This window comes from Aneurinibacillus tyrosinisolvens, from assembly GCF_001015055.1.
Taxonomy (GTDB): Bacteria; Bacillota; Bacilli; order Aneurinibacillales; family Aneurinibacillaceae; genus Aneurinibacillus_A; species Aneurinibacillus_A tyrosinisolvens.
Window position 1 is genome coordinate 1 of record NZ_BBWZ01000121.1, and the last position, 963, is coordinate 963.

General features: G+C 41.1%; 2 protein-coding genes. Both read right to left on the reverse strand.

Annotated features, from left to right (window positions below; all coding sequences use genetic code 11):
• Window positions 1-143: 143 nt before the first annotated feature.
• A complete protein-coding gene (locus tag MBEAL2_RS28595) occupies window positions 144-491 on the reverse strand; it encodes an Hsp20/alpha crystallin family protein (protein WP_047155563.1) in 348 nt (115 codons plus the stop codon).
• A gap of 283 nt (window positions 492-774) precedes the next feature.
• Window positions 775-900, reverse strand: a complete 126-nt coding sequence (gene yjcZ, locus MBEAL2_RS34290; protein WP_082130257.1) for a sporulation protein YjcZ — start codon at window positions 898-900, stop codon at window positions 775-777.
• Window positions 901-963 lie beyond the last annotated feature (63 nt).

Here is a 963-nt window from a genome sequence, read left to right on the forward strand (position 1 = left end):
GATGAGTAGGGGCAGACGTCAGGATATACCGAATGGGGAAAAGGCCTTTTTTGCGTCCGGGATTTTTGCATGGCAAAAGACGCTATGGAAACAAAGCCATAGCGTTTTTTTTTGGCTCAATACTGATTGTATAGGAATTATGTTTAGGTTCCTTCAATTGGAATGACACGTGAGGTATGCCAAATGTGCACGCTCATCTGTTCTGGACTCCTCAGTGGAATCGAAACGGTCAGCACGTTATCGTCGTAGGTTGCCTTCGTCTTTTCCGCATCCACATTGACTGGTAATCGAACGGTTTTTAGGATCCTTTCCGGTGGAGATCCGGTTATAATGGATACCAAGTCGTTCGAGATTTCAACTTTTATCTCTTTCCGCATGGCTCCTGGCAGCTTCGCCTGAATGACCATTTCACTTCCTTTTTGTTCAATATGGATGAGGTCTGTATTTGAAACGTTTTCCGGCTGCTGATTGGAGATATGTTTTGACTTCATCGTATAACCCCTCTCTGCTTTCCTATAAAAATAATGTTTTTCTTATTTGTTACATACAGAATATGTCCTGTCATTTTTTATGTGTAGGCTATTATCCTTAGCATGTAGACTTAGGTATGTAGAAGTTTTTTAGGAAAAAGAGGGTAGGCCATCCTAAGCAAGATTTTTTATGTGGAATTATATGATAAACAAGGAGCCTGTACATAATCGATGACAAAAAGACCGCCTTCCTTGGCGGCCCCTTTGTGATGTGAATTTCTTCCCCTGTAAAAAACACTGAGGGTTATTCGAAAGCACAAGTGATAATCACCAAAAGGATAAAGAGTACCAGAATGAACGAAAATTCAGCCTCTCTGAAAAATCCCATATTGTCGACCTCCTCTACGTCATGGATTCCACTACCCTTCATCCTACGCAGAGAAAAAGGGACAAGTGTTAGGCTGTCACCTTAATTTAAAATTTTAGGCTGTCT